The organism is Burkholderia sp. AU32262, assembly GCF_020419985.1.
GTDB lineage: Bacteria > Pseudomonadota > Gammaproteobacteria > Burkholderiales > Burkholderiaceae > Burkholderia > Burkholderia semiarida.
This window is the reverse complement of the sequence record NZ_JAIZRS010000007.1, coordinates 276,088-290,157: the sequence shown is the minus strand read 5'-3', so window position 1 is coordinate 290,157 and position 14,070 is coordinate 276,088. Positions and strand designations below refer to the sequence as shown.

At 67.6% G+C, this 14,070-nt stretch carries 18 protein-coding genes; 8 read left to right on the top strand and 10 right to left on the bottom strand.

The genetic code is table 11. The features are described from left to right. Window positions 1–8 precede the first annotated feature (8 nt). Complete coding sequence (locus tag LGN10_RS11415; protein ID WP_226223362.1) at window positions 9–971, bottom strand: LysR family transcriptional regulator; 963 nt, start codon at window positions 969–971, stop codon at window positions 9–11. 217 nt (window positions 972–1,188) lie between these two features. On the opposite strand from LGN10_RS11415, the gene LGN10_RS11410 reads away from it, so the two are divergent. The 6 genes from LGN10_RS11410 (at window position 1,189) to LGN10_RS11385 (ending at window position 4,403) form a co-directional block, all read left to right on the top strand. Beyond that, on the top strand, window positions 1,189–1,653 hold the full coding sequence (locus LGN10_RS11410; RefSeq protein ID WP_226223361.1) for a RidA family protein: 465 nt from the start codon (window positions 1,189–1,191) through the stop codon (window positions 1,651–1,653). A 273-nt stretch (window positions 1,654–1,926) separates the two neighbouring features. Continuing rightward, window positions 1,927–2,346, top strand: coding sequence for an organic hydroperoxide resistance protein (locus LGN10_RS11405; RefSeq protein WP_059585376.1), 420 nt, complete (start codon window positions 1,927–1,929; stop codon window positions 2,344–2,346). Window positions 2,347–2,412: 66 nt separating this feature from the next. Next, on the top strand, window positions 2,413–2,739 hold the full coding sequence (locus LGN10_RS11400) for a DUF4148 domain-containing protein (protein ID WP_226223360.1): 327 nt from the start codon (window positions 2,413–2,415) through the stop codon (window positions 2,737–2,739). A 64-nt stretch (window positions 2,740–2,803) separates the two neighbouring features. Next, a complete protein-coding gene (locus LGN10_RS11395) occupies window positions 2,804–3,130 on the top strand; it encodes a DUF4148 domain-containing protein (RefSeq protein ID WP_059643484.1) in 327 nt (108 codons plus the stop codon). A 74-nt stretch (window positions 3,131–3,204) separates the two neighbouring features. After that, window positions 3,205–3,534 (top strand): DUF4148 domain-containing protein, encoded by a 330-nt coding sequence (locus LGN10_RS11390; RefSeq protein ID WP_226223359.1) that lies wholly within the window; start codon window positions 3,205–3,207, stop codon window positions 3,532–3,534. A gap of 152 nt (window positions 3,535–3,686) precedes the next feature. Next, entirely contained in the window at window positions 3,687–4,403 is a 717-nt protein-coding gene (locus LGN10_RS11385; RefSeq protein ID WP_226223357.1) for a GNAT family N-acetyltransferase, read from the top strand. A 52-nt stretch (window positions 4,404–4,455) separates the two neighbouring features. Here LGN10_RS11385 and LGN10_RS11380 read toward each other — a convergent pair whose 3' ends face one another. The 3 genes from LGN10_RS11380 to LGN10_RS11375 form a co-directional block, all read right to left on the bottom strand. Continuing rightward, a complete protein-coding gene (locus LGN10_RS11380) occupies window positions 4,456–4,911 on the bottom strand; it encodes a MarR family winged helix-turn-helix transcriptional regulator (protein WP_226223355.1) in 456 nt (151 codons plus the stop codon). Window positions 4,912–5,018: 107 nt separating this feature from the next. Further along, window positions 5,019–5,147 carry a hypothetical protein gene (locus LGN10_RS33510; protein WP_264163121.1) on the bottom strand — a complete coding sequence of 43 codons (129 nt, stop codon included), beginning with the start codon at window positions 5,145–5,147 and terminating at the stop codon, window positions 5,019–5,021. Further along, a complete protein-coding gene (locus tag LGN10_RS11375) occupies window positions 5,144–5,515 on the bottom strand; it encodes a GFA family protein (protein WP_059585349.1) in 372 nt (123 codons plus the stop codon). The genes LGN10_RS33510 and LGN10_RS11375 overlap by 4 nt, the downstream gene beginning before the upstream one ends. A 632-nt stretch (window positions 5,516–6,147) precedes the next feature. Between LGN10_RS11375 and LGN10_RS11370 the strand changes: the two genes are divergently transcribed. Beyond that, window positions 6,148–7,611, top strand: coding sequence for an MFS transporter (locus LGN10_RS11370; protein WP_226223353.1), 1,464 nt, complete (start codon window positions 6,148–6,150; stop codon window positions 7,609–7,611). 67 nt (window positions 7,612–7,678) lie between these two features. On the opposite strand, the gene LGN10_RS11365 is transcribed toward LGN10_RS11370, so the two are convergent. The 5 genes from LGN10_RS11365 to LGN10_RS11345 all read right to left on the bottom strand — a co-directional run bounded on the left by LGN10_RS11365 (window position 7,679) and on the right by LGN10_RS11345 (window position 12,321). Next, window positions 7,679–8,572 (bottom strand): LysR family transcriptional regulator, encoded by an 894-nt coding sequence (locus LGN10_RS11365; RefSeq protein WP_226223351.1) that lies wholly within the window; start codon window positions 8,570–8,572, stop codon window positions 7,679–7,681. Between the two features lie 104 nt (window positions 8,573–8,676). After that, window positions 8,677–9,504 carry an alpha/beta hydrolase gene (locus tag LGN10_RS11360; protein WP_226223349.1) on the bottom strand — a complete coding sequence of 276 codons (828 nt, stop codon included), beginning with the start codon at window positions 9,502–9,504 and terminating at the stop codon, window positions 8,677–8,679. Window positions 9,505–9,729: 225 nt separating this feature from the next. Then, complete coding sequence (locus LGN10_RS11355) at window positions 9,730–10,113, bottom strand: VOC family protein (protein ID WP_034207330.1); 384 nt, start codon at window positions 10,111–10,113, stop codon at window positions 9,730–9,732. 33 nt (window positions 10,114–10,146) lie between these two features. Then, complete coding sequence (locus LGN10_RS11350) at window positions 10,147–11,109, bottom strand: hydroxymethylglutaryl-CoA lyase (protein WP_226223347.1); 963 nt, start codon at window positions 11,107–11,109, stop codon at window positions 10,147–10,149. Between the two features lie 21 nt (window positions 11,110–11,130). Continuing rightward, window positions 11,131–12,321 carry a CaiB/BaiF CoA transferase family protein gene (locus tag LGN10_RS11345; RefSeq protein WP_060966914.1) on the bottom strand — a complete coding sequence of 397 codons (1,191 nt, stop codon included), beginning with the start codon at window positions 12,319–12,321 and terminating at the stop codon, window positions 11,131–11,133. Window positions 12,322–12,579: 258 nt separating this feature from the next. Between LGN10_RS11345 and LGN10_RS11340 the strand changes: the two genes are divergently transcribed. After that, window positions 12,580–13,545, top strand: a complete 966-nt coding sequence (locus LGN10_RS11340; protein ID WP_226223345.1) for a D-2-hydroxyacid dehydrogenase — start codon at window positions 12,580–12,582, stop codon at window positions 13,543–13,545. Between the two features lie 208 nt (window positions 13,546–13,753). On the opposite strand, the gene LGN10_RS11335 is transcribed toward LGN10_RS11340, so the two are convergent. After that, the gene (locus LGN10_RS11335) at window positions 13,754–13,966 is read right to left on the bottom strand and encodes a hypothetical protein (protein ID WP_059585338.1); all 213 of its coding nucleotides are present in this window, start codon (window positions 13,964–13,966) and stop codon (window positions 13,754–13,756) included. Between the last annotated feature and the right edge of the window lie 104 nt (window positions 13,967–14,070).

Below are 14,070 nucleotides of genomic sequence, written 5' to 3'. Positions count from 1 at the left end.
CGTGTCTATCACGATGCGCCGGCGCGTTTGCCGCGTGTGCCGGCTGTCCGGTTGGCAGGCGCCTGCGCGAGCTGTTCGACGAGAAAGTCGACGAACACCCGCACGCGTGACGACAGAAAGCGTGCATGCGGGTACAGCAGCACGAAGGGCCGCGACCGGCCGCCGACGCCGGACAGCACTTCCACGAGCGTGCCGGCGCGCAGATCGTGCTCGACGATGAAGCGGTAGGTCTGGAACAGCCCTGCGCCGCTGCGCGCGAGCGTCACGCCGGCCAGGACGTCGCCCGACGTGCCGTAGCTGCCGGCCGTCGTGACGTCGATTTCATCCGCGCCGTCGTCGAACAGCCAGGGAATCGTCCGTCCGCTGCTCGGCAGCTCGAACTGGATGCATTCGTGCGCGTGCAAGTCGGCGATCGCGATCGGCGTACCCGCGCGCTTCAGATAGTCGGGCGTCGCGACGACGACGAGTTCGGCGTCCTCCAGCTTGCGCGCGACCAGGCTCGAATCGGCCGGCGCGCGGCCGCGGATCGCGAGATCGTAGCCTTCCTCGGCGAAGTCGACGTTGCGGTTGCTCAGGTGAGTTTCGATGCGTACCGCCGGGTAGCGCTCGCGAAACGCCGGCAGCAGCGGCAGCACGCGATAGTGCCCGTACGGCGTCGGCATGCTGATCCGTAGCAGGCCGGCGGGCGTGGCCTGCTGGCCCGTGGCTTCGCGCTCCGCGTCGACGAGCTGCGACAACGCATCGCGGCATTGCTCGAAATAACGCCGGCCGGAATCGGTCAGCCGGATCTGTCGCGTCGTGCGGACGAACAGGCGCACGCCGAGACGCTCCTCGAGCCGTGCGACCGACCGGCTGACCGCGGCCGGCGTGACGCCGGCCGCATTTGCCGCAAGCGTGAAGCTGCCGAGCTCGGCAGCCAGACAGAACAGCTCGATGCTGCCCAGCAGCAGATCGTCGAATTGTCGTTGCATGGGGCGATTCCTGCCGTCTCGGCCATGGGGGGGACGCGGTGAAGCAACGAGTGTGCATGAATCTCGTGCGGGAAACCAGCCGGTGCGGCGGGCGCGATTCGTTACATGACGTCCCGACTCAATTGCGCGGCCGGCATTTACCGGCTTCGGCCGCATGACTACAGTGATTCACGGGCCACGCCGGCCGCCCGATCCCTTTTACCGCAAGGAGCACGACATGAGCGTCGAACAGAACCTGGCCGAACTCGGCCTCGCATTACCGGAACCGCCGAGTCCGCTCGGCAGCTATTCGGCCGTCGGCGAAGCCGGCAACCTGCTGTTCGTGTCGGGACAGTTGCCGCTCGCCGACGGCAAGCTTGCTTATACCGGCCGTGTCGGCGAGCAGTTGAGCGTCGACGACGGCAAGCATGCCGCGCGGCTGGCGGCACTGAACGTGCTTGCGCAAATCCGCAAGCATCTGGGCGGGTTCGATCGCCTGCGCAAGATCGTGCGCGTCGAGGGGCACGTGAGCTCTGCCGACGGCTTTTTCGGACAGCCGGCCGTGATCGATGGTGCGTCCGACCTGTTCGCCGCCGTGCTCGGCGCCAAGGCCGGACATGCGCGTTCGGCGTTCTCCCAGCACCAGTTGCCGGCCAACGCCGCCGTGATACTGGTCGTGATCGCCGAGATCGAGGTGGCGTGATGACAGGCCGGACGTGTGGGGCGGCATCCGGTCCCGCAAGTGTTCTCGCGCGCCCTACCCGGCATCCGGCACGCACGTCGGCGCACCGTGCAATCGGGGGCTGGATCGTCTGAAAAGCTTGTCAGGAAAGGCGCTACACGATCCGGATACATTGAAATACAAAATATCGCATACGATTTAATCGAATACGCTTGACTAGAGAGGTCGTCAGGCGGAAACTGCGTCGCATGCGATCGAATCGCATCTGAGACAAACCAACCGACGGAGCAAATGATGAGCAAGATCGACAAGGTGCTGTACACGGGCAAGACGCATACGACTTCCGGCGGCCGCGACGGCGCGGCGCGCAGTTCCGACGGCCGCCTCGACATCCAGTTGTCGTCGCCGGGCAGCGCCGGCACCGGCACCAACCCGGAACAACTGTTCGCAGCCGGCTGGTCGGCCTGCTTCATCGGCGCGATGCAGCTTGCGGCGCGTGCCGCGAAGGTGACGCTGCCGGCCGACCTCGCGGTCGATGCCGAAGTGGATCTCGGCACCGCGGGCAACGCGTACTTCCTGCAGGCCCGGCTGAACGTGAGCGTGCCGGGGCTCGAGCGCGACGTCGCGCAACGCATCGTCGACGCCGCTCACCAGACCTGCCCGTATTCGAAGGCGACGCGCGGCAACATCGACGTCGACATCCGGATCGTCTGAACGTTGCATCGGGCGGCCGAGCGCCGCCCTCCCGAATTCCCGATTCCTTTTCCATCGAGGTGAATGATGAAAACCCAACTGATCGCTACCCTGCTCGTCGCTGTTTCGGCCGCTGTTGCCGCACCGGCGTTCGCCAACGAAACCACCGTGACGCGTGCGCAGGTGCGCGCCGAGCTCGCGCAGCTTCAACACGCCGGCTATCCGCTGAACCGCGCGACCGACGCCACCTATCCGACCGATCTGCAGGCCGCGCTGACGCGGATCCACGCCGACGACGCCGTCGCCGCCAACGCAGCGGGTGCCGGCTACGGCAGCGACGGCGGCGCCGCGACGCAATCCGGCCGCCGCGATGTCGCAAGCGTGGCCGAGCGTTCGGTGTACTTCGGTCACTGAGCACCGCGCCGGTACGTGAACCCTGAGTCCTTTTATTCCTGATTCCATTCTGTCGAGGTGAATGATGAAAACCCGCCTGATCGCTGCCCTTCTCGTCGCTGTTTCCGCTTCTGCCGCCGCGCCGGCGTTTGCCGACGCAGCCGTCGTGTCCCGCGCGCAAGTACGCGCCGAGCTCGTCCAACTGGAACAAGCCGGTTATCGGCCGGGCCGCGCGAACGATCCGCATTACCCGGACGACCTGCAGGCCGCGTTGACGCGCATTCATGCGAACGACGCGGTGGCGGCCGACGCATCGGCATCCGGTTACGGCAACGATGCCGCCGCCGCGACGCAGTCGGGCAGCCGGCCGGCAACGCGTATTGCCGAACGCTCGATCTACTTCGGTCATTGAACGAACGCGCGAACGGCGCCGATGGCCGGCGTGCGGTGCGCCCCCCCTGAATTCCTGAATCCCTGTCGAGGTGAATGATGAAGACCCAACTGATTGCCGCCCTGCTCGTTGCCGTGTCGGCCGCCGTCGCCGCGCCGGCTTTTGCCGGAGAAAGCACCATCACGCGTGCGCAAGTGCGTGCCGAACTGGCCGCGTTGCAGCAAGCCGGCTACCAGCCGAATCGCCCCAACGATCCGCACTATCCGGACAATATCCAGGCGGCGCTGAAAAGGATTCGCGACGATGGCGCCGTCGCGGCCGATACGCAGACAGCCGGTTACGGCGGTGATGCCGGCGGCGCCACGCAGTCCGGCAGTCGCGGCGCGATTCGCATGGCCGCGCGCTCGATCTATTTCGGGCATTGAGCGTGGTACGACGAATTCGGTCGCTGAAGTCCATCATATAAAGCGTATGCGATGTAATCGCATACGCTTTTATTTGCATTGCCGCAACCCGCATCCCCGCCCATCCCGGATTATTCTGTGCGGCCCCCCCGTCTTTCACGAAGGAGCCGCCGATGCCGGATGCCATGACCGGAAACGCGACAAGCGATGCGCACGTGCTCGATCGCGTTGTCTGGAACGCGCTGACGGGCAAACAGCACCGCTTTGCGCTCGGCAATGACCGCGCATGGCGGTTTCCGGCGCCCGTGGCGCCGTTTGCCGCGCTCGCCGACACGAGCCCGGCGTCGTTCGACGCGCTGCGCGCGCTGGTCGCCGCACACGGGCCGGCCGCGCTCGTCACGCCGGACGAGATCGCGCCACCGGCGGGATGGTCGGTGATCCGGCGCGCGACGCTGCTTCAAATGATCTGGCAACGGACGTTCGACCCGGCACATGAATCGGAACATGTCCCGCTCGGCGAAGCCGACGTGCCGGACATGCTTGCGCTGACCGCCGCCGCGCAGCCGGGCCCGTTCGGCCCGCGTACGTTCGAACTCGGCCGCTACATCGGCGTGCGCAACGAAGGGCGGCTGGCCGCGATGGCCGGCGAGCGGATGCAATTGGACGGCTATACGGAGATCAGCGCCGTGTGCGTGGATGCCGCGTTTCGGCGGCAAGGGCTGGCGGCGAGGTTGATCCGGTCGCTGATTGCGTCGATCGACGCACGATCGGACACGCCGTTCCTGCACGTGCTTACGACGAACCAGGTGGCGATCGAGCGCTATCTCGCGCTCGGTTTCGTCGTACGGCGCGACATGCACCTGCTGGTGCTGGGCGATGCGCACGCGTGACAATCCGGCCGGCGCGATTCACGCGCCGGCCGCTCGTCATGCCTGAGTGCCTTTATGCTTCGGTCGACCGGATCAGGTTGCCGCGCAGCGTGACGATCGCCTTCTGCACCTTCGCGAACTCGTCCGGCTTCAGCCCGGTGGCTTCGACCAGGTTCATGTCGAGCCCCTTCTCGCGCACGCGGCGGCCGCTTTTCGTCAGGCTGACGAGCACCTGGCGTTCGTCGGACGGATCGCGATGCCGCTCCAGGTAACCCATTGCCTCGAGCTTCTTCAGGATCGGCGTCAGCGTATTGGATTCGAGGAACAGCTTCTCGCCGAGCTGGCCGACGGTCTGGTTGTCCTGCTCCCACAGCGCGATGATCGTGATGTATTGCGTGTACGTGAGGCCGAGCTCGTCGAGGATCGGCTTGTACGCCTTGCCGAACGCGAGGTTCGCCGAGTAGATCGCAAAGCACAGGAACTCGGACAGCTTCGGTGCGGCGGGCGACGGGGTTTCGGTCGATTTCATGGACTTCCTCCAGCGACGCGAACGGTCGCAGACAATCGCATTATATATCGCATGCGATCTTATCGGAAGCATGATAATCGCGGTCGATGGGCTGACGCGCGCCGCGCTCAACCCGGCTTGCGGCGCTTGCCGGTTTGCTGACGGGTGACCGACAACAACGTGCACTGCACCGGATGCGCGATTTCGGTCGCGAGCCCGCCCGCGGCAAACAGCAGGATCATTAGCCAGCGTTTCATGCGTCCTCCACGACCGAGAGACTCGCACCATCGGCCACCGTCGCGTCGAGCGTGTACGGATCGACGCCGTCGAGGCAACCGAGGTTGACGCGCCAGCAGGCCGGGTCCTTGCGGGTCTGGTGGAACGGATAGACGCCGCACCGGCTGCAGAAATAGTGACGTGCGGTGTGCGTGTTGAAGCGATAGCACGTCAGTGCGCCCTCGCCTTCGACGATCGTCAGGTTGGCGGCGGCGAACATCGGGCTCATCAGCGCGCCGCGCCGGCGGCACAGGCTGCAGTTGCAGCGAACGGCCGGCGCAATGGCCGTGCTGACTTCGAATTTGACGGCCCCGCAATGGCAGGATCCTTTGAACCGGGTGGCAGACATGACGGGCTCCGAAAAAGGTCACGCCTGCTTTATAGCGAAGCCGCGCGCGGGCGGTGTATCGCACTGTATCGGCCGTCGGCGCGGATACAGGACATTGCAAATCCGCGGCCCGCGCGACGAATTGCTGCGGGTGCGCGTGCGGCGGGAGGCCGACCGCCACGCGCCGGCAGCGGCGGATGCAACACTTTGCGCTGGCGCGCGGGAACCCCGTGCGCGTGTTTCATGGGACGGCGTTCGTGCCGGCCGATTGAGCACGACCGTGTGGTCGTTGGCGGCGGTTGCGCCGGCGGCCACGCCACCGGCGTCATGGTTTTCCCGGCCTCGCCGGATGGCGCGGGTGCGCATCGTTTTCGATCCGCACCCGCCCGCCACGCAGGCCGCAACGGCCTGCCGCGCGAATTGTGTCCACCGCGCGCTCCCTACCCTTTCTGCTCGGGAAAGGATGCTTGAAACATCCTCAATTATCACGTGCCGCCGATTTGCCCACCATGTGTCGGACGATCGGCGCAGCCCGCATGGCAGGCGCTGGCGCGCGCCCGGCGATGCCTGTCGTCGCGTCGCGCGACCGACGCGTTACGCCGGTCGCGAACGGCCAGCCCAGCGCCACCGCATATCGATAATCAGGAGACACGATGAACAGCCAATCCCTCGACCTCGACGGCCACGCGGGCGCACGCGCGTCCGCCCGCACGTCGGCCGCCTCCGCAGGCGCCGGCGTCGACGCAACGACCCTCCCCGCCCGCCGCGTCACGCTCGGCGATTTCATGGACGATCTGCCGGTCGGTGCGTTGCACCGCTTCGTCGTCTGGGTGATCGGCATCGGGCTGTTCTTCGACATGTACGAGATCTTTCTCGTCAGTACGATCGGCTCCGCGTTGCAGCACGAATACGGGCTGAGCCGGCAAAGCGCCGATTTCAAGCTGCTGCTGGCGTCCGCGTTCATCGGCATGTTCGTCGGCGCGATGTGCCTCGGCAGCCTGGCCGACCGCATCGGCCGGCGCAAGGCGTTCCTGCTCACGCTTGGGTGGTACAGCGCGTTCTCGCTGGTCGGTGCGTTTTCGGTGAGTGCCGACATGCTCGTGGCATGCCGGTTCCTGACCGGCATCGGCGTCGGCGCGATCTATCCGGTCGCCGACAGCTTCCTGTCCGAAATCCTGCCGAAGGACAAGCGCGGGCGGCTCGCCGCGTGGGCCTACACGACTTCGTATGTCGCGGTGCCGCTCGTCGGCTTTCTCGCGCTGTGGCTGAACCCGCTGCATGTGGCGGGCGTCGCGGGCTGGCGCATCATCCTCGCGGTCGGCAGCCTCGGCGCCGTGTACGTGCTACTCGTCCAGCACCGGCTGCCGGAAAGCCCGCGCTGGCTGCTCGCGCAAGGCCGCACGGCCGATGCGCACGCGGCGCTGCGGCGTTTCGCGCAAAGCGCCGGCGTGCCCGTGCCCGAGCATTTCGCGGAACCGGTCCAGCCGCAGCGGCCGCTCGGGCTCGGCGAGCGCATCGCGCTGCTGCGTCGCCGTCCGTACGGCGCGCGCTACGTGATGCTGGCGATCTTTCACCTGTTCCAGGGCTTCGGCTATTACGGGTTCGGCACGCTGGCCGGCACCGTCGTGAAAAGCCGCGGCTTCGACGTGACGGACAGCACGTTGTTCATCGCGCTGTCGTTCATCGGCTATCCGATCGGCTCGCTGCTGTCGATTCCGCTGCTCAACTGGATCGAGCGCCGCACGCTCGTGATCGTGTCGATCCTGTCGATCGCGGTGTTCGGGCTGTGCTTCGCGTATTCCGGCAATACCGTGCTGATCGTCGGCTTCGGGTTCCTGACGACGTGTGCGTCCAACGTGTTCAGCAACGCGTATCACGTGTACCAGGCCGAGATTTTTCCGGCCGGCGTGCGTTCGACGGCGATCGGCAGCACCTATGCGCTGTCGCGCATCGTCAGCGGCGCGCTGCCGTTCGTGTTGCTGCCGGTGCTCGTCGACTACGGCGCGGGCGCGATGTTCGGCGTGATTTCGGTCGCACTCGGCATCGTCGCCGTCACGCTGCGCGTGCTCGGCCCGCTCACCACGCGGCGCAGCCAGGACGAGATCAATCCGGTTTGACGCGGCGAGCGGCACGGGGCGCACGCACGCGTGCCCCGTGCGTCGCCGTTTCATCGCCTCATCGCATTCAGCGCGCCGACATGAAATCGAACAGCTTCGCGACGTCGGTCGTCAGCACCGCGCCGGCCTTCACGCCGACCCATAGCGTGCGCGTCGCCCACGCGTCGTCGAGCTTCACGACACCGAGCCGCGCCGCGCGCTCGCTGGTCACCGCATCGCGCGGCAGCACGCCGATGCCGAGCCCCGCCTCGATCATCCGGCTCACGCCGTCGAAATTCGATACCTGGATCCGCAGCTTCAGCGAGCGCTCGGCCGCGAACGCGGCGTCGGTCATGCGCGCGAGCAGCGAGCTGCCGTCGCTCAGGCCCACGTAGTCCTCGTCGAGCGTATCCGCGAAGCGGATGCTGTCGCGCACGGCGAACCGGTGCGCGCGCGGCACGAGCAGCACGAGCTCGTCGCGCCGGTACAGCCGCCGGTCGATGCCGGGCGCCGGCACGTTGTCGGCGAATACACCGAGATCGGCCTTGCCCGACGCGATCGCGTCGACGATCTCGTGGCTCAGCCGCTCCTCGAGACTCACCTTGATGCCGGGGTTGCCGGTGAGGAACGCGGCGAGATCGGCGGGCAGGAACTGGACGATCGCCGACGTGTTGGTCCATACGTGGATATGGCCGCGCACGCCTGCGACGTAGTCGCTCATCTCGTGCGCCATCCGGTTCACCTGCTCGATCACCTTCGCCGCATGATCGAGCAGCGCGCGGCCCGCGGGCGTCAGCTCGACGCCGCGCGCGTGCCGGACGAACAACGCGCTGCCGGTCACGCTTTCGAGTTCGGCGATGCGCTTGCTGACCGCGGACAGCGTGAGCTGGCCGTGTTCGGCCGCCTTCGTCAGGCTGCCGTGCTCGGCGACGAGCGCGAACACGCGCAGCGACTGCAGATCGAAATGAAGCGGGTTCACCATGTCGGGGGTCCTGGGAAGGCCGTGCGGGGGACGTCGTCATCGCGCCGGCCTGACGCCGATCATACGCCGGGCCGTGCGCATGCGATACGCACGATACGGCGAGGCTAGCGCGGCGCGATGGCGTGCAATGCGGCGAGTATCGCGCCGTCGGGCGTCGCGAGGTCGTCGAGCACCGCGAAGTGCTGCATGCCGGGCAGCCACGCGCGGGCGATCCGCTCGCCGGCGGCTTCGCACGCCGTCGCGTATTCGTCCGCCTGCCGAACGAGTTCGGGCAGTTCGGCGTCGCCGACCGCCACGACGGTCGCCGCGCCCGGTCCGACATGGCGCAACGGGCTGTACGCGTCGACCTCCCGCGCGGTGAGCTGCAGGTTGTCGTTCAGGCAGCACAGCGCGATCGGTTCGAGATCGACGAGCGGACTGATCGCGAGTGCCGACACGACGGCCGGATGCGCGCGATGCATGGCCGTCAGATGGCCGCCCGCCGAATGGCCGCTCAGATGGATCGGCCGCCGCGCGATGCCGAGGCCGTCGCGGTCGGCCGCGAGATGGTCGAGCAGCGCGCCGATCTCGCCGACGATATCGGTCATCGTCGCGACCGGCGCGAGCGTGTATTCGGCGAGCACGACGTCGTAGCCGCACGCGAGCGGCCCGCTCACCGCATACGCGAAATCCTCTTTCGTGCAGTGTTGCCAGTAGCCGCCGTGGATGAACACGAACAGCGGCGCGTCGGGCTGCCCGCACGGCAGCCAGTCGAAGCGCTGCGCGGGTTGCGCGCCGTAACGCAGGTCGCGGCGGCCGGGCGTCGCCGCGTACAGCGCCGCGCTGCGCGCCTGGCATGACGCGAGCAGCGCGGGGAAATCGGGAACAGCCCTCGTGTTCAGGTACGCGGCGTCGAGCGCCGCACGGTCCATGCCGCGATAGAGGATCGTCATTCGGGAAGCGCCTGGATCGGGTTGCGGATGTGCGCGGCAGGTCTGTCCGTGCGCGCGGCGAAGGCGGCGGCCGGGCCGACGCCGTGGCGCCATTATCCGTAGCGCGGCCGCGCACGGCTATCCGGAATCGGCGGGCGCGGCGCGTGCCTGTCCGCTTTCGGCGAAGGACTGCGACGCCGTGCGCGCGGCGGGCCGGCGCTCGCGTGGGCGACCGAGCCCGGCAAGTCAGATCGGCTCGGAAATCTCGATCAGGTTCAGGTCGGGATCGCGCACGTAGACCGAGCGGATTTTCTGCGTCGCGCCGGTGCGTTCGACGGGCCCTTCGACGATCGGCCAGTCGACGCGCCGCAGGTGCGCGATCACGTCGTCGAGCGGGACCGACGCGATGAAGCACAGGTCGAGCGCGCCCGGCACCGGCACGTGCGCTTTCGGCTCGAATTCCGCGCCGCGCACGTGCAGGTTGATTTTCTGGTTACCGAAACGGAACGCGAGCCGGCCCGCGCCGAAGGTTTCGAGCTGCATCTGCAGCACCTCGGTGTAGAAATGCTTCGTCCGTTCCGGATCGACGCAGGTCAGCACGAGATGATCGAGGTGGTCGATCAGCGCCATGGCATTCGCTCCTGTTTATGTTTCTGTTGCTGTTCACGAGAACGCGCGTTGCGCGGGCATGTCGCCGGCATCGGCGCGCGGCGGCGGATGAAGGTCCGAGCGGCGCCCGGCCTTCAGGATCTGGCTCGGCACGTCATGCCCGATCAGCGCGGGCAGCCGTGCGGCCGCGGCGAGCAGGGCCGCGAGGTCGATGCCCGTATCGTAGCCGTCGAGTTCGAGCATGTGCACGAGTTCCTCGGTGCAGACGTTGCCGGTCGCGCCCGGCGCATACGGGCAGCCGCCGAGCCCGCCGAGCGACGCGTCGAAACGGTCGATGCCGGCGTCGAGCGCGGCGAGCGTATTCGCGAGCGCCATCCCGCGCGTGTTGTGGAAGTGCAGCGTGAGCTGCAACGCAGGGAAGCGCTCGCGCGCACGTCCGGACAAGTCGCGCACCTGCGACGGAAACGCCATGCCGGTCGTATCGCACAGCGTGAAGCCGTGCACGCCGAGATCCGCGAAGCGCTGCATCCATGCGAGCACGGTTTCGGCCGGCACGTCGCCTTCCATCGGGCAGCCCATCGCGGTCGACAGCGACACGTTGATCGCGACACCCGTGCCGCGCACCGCGTCGATCACGTCGCGCAACTGCGCGAACGATTGCTCGCGCGTCATCCGCAGGTTCGCGCGGTTGTGACTCTCGCTCATCGACATCACGAGGTTCACCTCGTCGACGCCGCACGACAGCGCGCGCTCGGCGCCGCGCACGTTCGGCACGAGCGCCGTATAGACGACGCCCGGCGCGCGCGCGATGCCGTGCATCACGGCTTCCGCGTCGCGCAGCGCGGGAATCGCCTTCGGCGACGTGAACGACGTGACCTCGATCTTCGCGTAGCCGCAGGCGCTCAGCGCGTCGACGAGCGCGATCTTGTCGTCGGTGTCGACGAACGCCGCTTCGTTCTGGAAACCGTCGCGGGTCGCGACTTCGTGGATGTGGAGGCGTTGCGAATGCGCGTTCATGTCTTCGTCCCGATGGCTGTTTCAGATCACGCCGCGCGTGCGCCAGTCGTCGCGCGTCGCCGCATCGATGCCGAGCGATTCGAGCACCGCGTCGGTATCCGCGCCGAGCGCGGGGGCCGGCCGCTCGATGCGCCCGGGCGTGGCATCGAGTTTCGGCACGATGCCCGGCACGAGCACGGGCGTGCCGTCGGGTAGCGCGGCGTCGACGATCATGTCGCGCGCACGGTAGTGCGGATCGGCCGCGATGTCGGCCACGTCGTAGATGCGTCCGGACGGAATGCGCGCGTCGTTCAGCGCGGCGAGCACGTCGTCGAGGTCGTGGCGCGCGCTCCATTCGCCGATCGCCGCATCGATGCGCGCGACCTGCGCGACGCGCCCGTCGTTGTGCGCGAGCGCCGGATCGTTGCCGAGATCGGGCCGGCCGATCAGTTCCATCAGGCGCCGGAAAATGCTGTCGCCGTTGCCGGCGATCAGCGCGTACCGGCCGTCGCGGCAGCGGTATGCGTTGGTCGGCGCGATCCCCGGCAGGCTGCTGCCGGCCGGCCCGCGCACCGCGCCGAACGCCGCATATTCGGGCAGCAGGCTTTCCATCATGTTGAATACCGATTCGTACAGCGCGACGTCGACGACCTGCCCCTTGCCGCCCTGCTGCTCGCGATGCCGCAACGCGAGCAGCACGCCGATCACGCCGTGCAGCGCCGACAGCGAATCGCCGAGCGAGATGCCCACGCGCACCGGCGTGCGGCCCGGTTCGCCCGTGAGGTGGCGCAGCCCGCCCATCGCCTCGGCGATCACGCCGAAGCCGGGGCGGTCGCGATACGGGCCGGTCTGCCCGAAGCCCGACACGCGCAGCATCACGAGCCCCGGGTTGAGCGCGGACAGCGCGTCCCAGCCGAGCCCCCAGCCTTCTAGCGTGCCGGGCCGGAAGTTTTCGATCAGCACGTCGGTCTCCGCGACGAGGCGGCGCACGACGTCCTGCCCTTCGGGCGTGCGCAGATCGAGCGTGAGCGAGGTCTTGTTGCGCGACTGCACGGCCCACCAGACCGACGTGCCGTCGTGCAGCAGCCGCCATTTGCGCAGCGGGTCGCCGACGCCGGGCGGCTCGACCTTGATGACGTCCGCGCCGAATTCGGCGAGCATCCGGCCCGCGAACGGCCCGGCGATCAGTTGGCCGAGTTCCAGCACGCGGATGCCGTCCAGGGGGCGTGTCATGACTGTCTCCGATGAAATCGCGTTGTCGATGACGGCGATCATGACGGCGTTCGCGCCCGGCGAAAATCGCTCGATGGTCAACCTGCCTTTCCGAAACGGAAAGGCGGGCGACGGCGCGATCGCGGTATCGGCCAAGCGGGACGCGCCAGCCTTTCCGTCCGGGAAAGCGCGCTCGCGCAACGGTCAAACGACGGCGCGCGCGCCGCCGGCAGAATCGGGGCCGTTCCGCGCCATCGGGCGCTTGCCAGCGAGACCGCCATGTTTTCCGTTTCTTCTCCCGCGAAGATCGTGTTTCTCGACCGCGCGACGCTGTCGCCCCAGACCGTGCTGAAACGATTTCCGTTTCCGCACGCCTTGCAGACATTCGACCGGACGGCCGCGCACGAGGTCGCGGCGCGCATCCGCGACGCGCACATCGTCGTGACGAACAAGGTGCGGCTCGACGCGACGGCCCTCGTCGATGCGCAGCAGATACGGATGATCGCGATCGCCGCGACCGGCACCGACATCGTCGATCGCGATGCGTGCGCGGCACGCGGGATCGTCGTGAGCAATATTCGCGGCTATGCGGTGCGCACGGTACCCGAGCACACGTTCGCGCTGATCTTCGCGCTGCGCCGCAGCCTCGTCGCTTATCGCGACGCGGTGCGCGCGGGGCGCTGGCTCGACAGCGGACAGTTCTGCTTTTTCGATCACCCGATTCGCGACCTGGCCGGTGCGACGCTCGGGATCGTGGGCGACGGCGTGCTCGGGCGCGCGGTGGCCGCCATCGCGCGGGCGCTCGACATGCGCGTGCTGTTCGCGGCACACGGCGACACCGCGCGCGACGGCCATGCACCGTTCGACACGCTGCTGCGCGACAGCGACGTGATCACGCTGCACTGCCCGCTCACGCCCGCGACGCGGCACCTGATCGACGCCCGCGCATTCGCGCGGATGGCGCGCCGGCCGCTGCTGATCAATACCGCACGTGGCGGGCTCGTGGACGAAAGCGCGCTCGTCGAGGCGTTGCAGTCGGGGCAGATCGCGGGCGCGGGGTTCGACGTCATCACGCAGGAGCCGCTGCCGGCCGCGCATCCGTTTCACGCGATCCTGTCGCATCCGGCGTTCATCCTGACGCCGCATGTCGCGTGGGCGAGCGACGAGGCGATGCAGACGCTGGCCGATCAGCTCGTGGACAACGTCGCCGCGTTCGTCGGCGGCGAGCCGCGGCATGTCGTGTGACACGCACGAACGGAACGGCCCCGCTCGATTGCTCGAAGCGGGGCCGACTGAATGCGGGGCTGCTTGCGCCAGCGACCCGGCACATGAAGGGTTCGTGCCTCGGCCCTGTCTGGCGGCTGGTTTCCGACTATCTGATGGGTGCTACTTCAACGCGTTCAGACCGGCAAGGATGCCGATATCAGGCCAGTCCGAAAAGCGGAAAGCCGGCTCAGTAGGCGGACATCTCGACGCAAGGGTCGACCTTCGACGGCGAACAGATGACCGAGTACTTGGCGCTCTCGCGCATCAGCGCCTCGCCTTCGTGCAGCGCGATCTTGATCTCGGGGTGACGCTCGTACGCGAGGAAGGCCGAGCACACGACCGCGGACATCACGACGAGGGAAAACACAAATTTTTCAAGGGCTTGGAAACGTTCAGGCATGATCTTGACCTTTCTCTCAGCCCGGAATTATACCTTGAGATAAGGGTTTTCCCTATAACCCTGCCCGCATACCGAGGATGCGTTCAAATCAAGATAGGCGCGAT

Coding starts and splice junctions, on each gene's coding strand:
- LGN10_RS11405 (WP_059585376.1), top strand. CDS start 1,927: ATGAGCAAGATCGACAAGGTGCTGTACACGGGCAAGACGCATACGACT.
- LGN10_RS11340 (WP_226223345.1), top strand. CDS start 12,580: ATGTTTTCCGTTTCTTCTCCCGCGAAGATCGTGTTTCTCGACCGCGCG.
- LGN10_RS11345 (WP_060966914.1), bottom strand. CDS start 12,321: ATGACACGCCCCCTGGACGGCATCCGCGTGCTGGAACTCGGCCAACTG.
- LGN10_RS11350 (WP_226223347.1), bottom strand. CDS start 11,109: ATGAACGCGCATTCGCAACGCCTCCACATCCACGAAGTCGCGACCCGC.
- LGN10_RS11365 (WP_226223351.1), bottom strand. CDS start 8,572: ATGGTGAACCCGCTTCATTTCGATCTGCAGTCGCTGCGCGTGTTCGCG.
- LGN10_RS11335 (WP_059585338.1), bottom strand. CDS start 13,966: ATGCCTGAACGTTTCCAAGCCCTTGAAAAATTTGTGTTTTCCCTCGTC.
- LGN10_RS11385 (WP_226223357.1), top strand. CDS start 3,687: ATGCCGGATGCCATGACCGGAAACGCGACAAGCGATGCGCACGTGCTC.
- LGN10_RS11380 (WP_226223355.1), bottom strand. CDS start 4,911: ATGAAATCGACCGAAACCCCGTCGCCCGCCGCACCGAAGCTGTCCGAG.
- LGN10_RS11375 (WP_059585349.1), bottom strand. CDS start 5,515: ATGTCTGCCACCCGGTTCAAAGGATCCTGCCATTGCGGGGCCGTCAAA.
- LGN10_RS11355 (WP_034207330.1), bottom strand. CDS start 10,113: ATGGCGCTGATCGACCACCTCGATCATCTCGTGCTGACCTGCGTCGAT.
- LGN10_RS11360 (WP_226223349.1), bottom strand. CDS start 9,504: ATGACGATCCTCTATCGCGGCATGGACCGTGCGGCGCTCGACGCCGCG.
- LGN10_RS33510 (WP_264163121.1), bottom strand. CDS start 5,147: ATGAAACGCTGGCTAATGATCCTGCTGTTTGCCGCGGGCGGGCTCGCG.
- LGN10_RS11395 (WP_059643484.1), top strand. CDS start 2,804: ATGAAAACCCGCCTGATCGCTGCCCTTCTCGTCGCTGTTTCCGCTTCT.
- LGN10_RS11370 (WP_226223353.1), top strand. CDS start 6,148: ATGAACAGCCAATCCCTCGACCTCGACGGCCACGCGGGCGCACGCGCG.
- LGN10_RS11415 (WP_226223362.1), bottom strand. CDS start 971: ATGCAACGACAATTCGACGATCTGCTGCTGGGCAGCATCGAGCTGTTC.
- LGN10_RS11410 (WP_226223361.1), top strand. CDS start 1,189: ATGAGCGTCGAACAGAACCTGGCCGAACTCGGCCTCGCATTACCGGAA.
- LGN10_RS11400 (WP_226223360.1), top strand. CDS start 2,413: ATGAAAACCCAACTGATCGCTACCCTGCTCGTCGCTGTTTCGGCCGCT.
- LGN10_RS11390 (WP_226223359.1), top strand. CDS start 3,205: ATGATGAAGACCCAACTGATTGCCGCCCTGCTCGTTGCCGTGTCGGCC.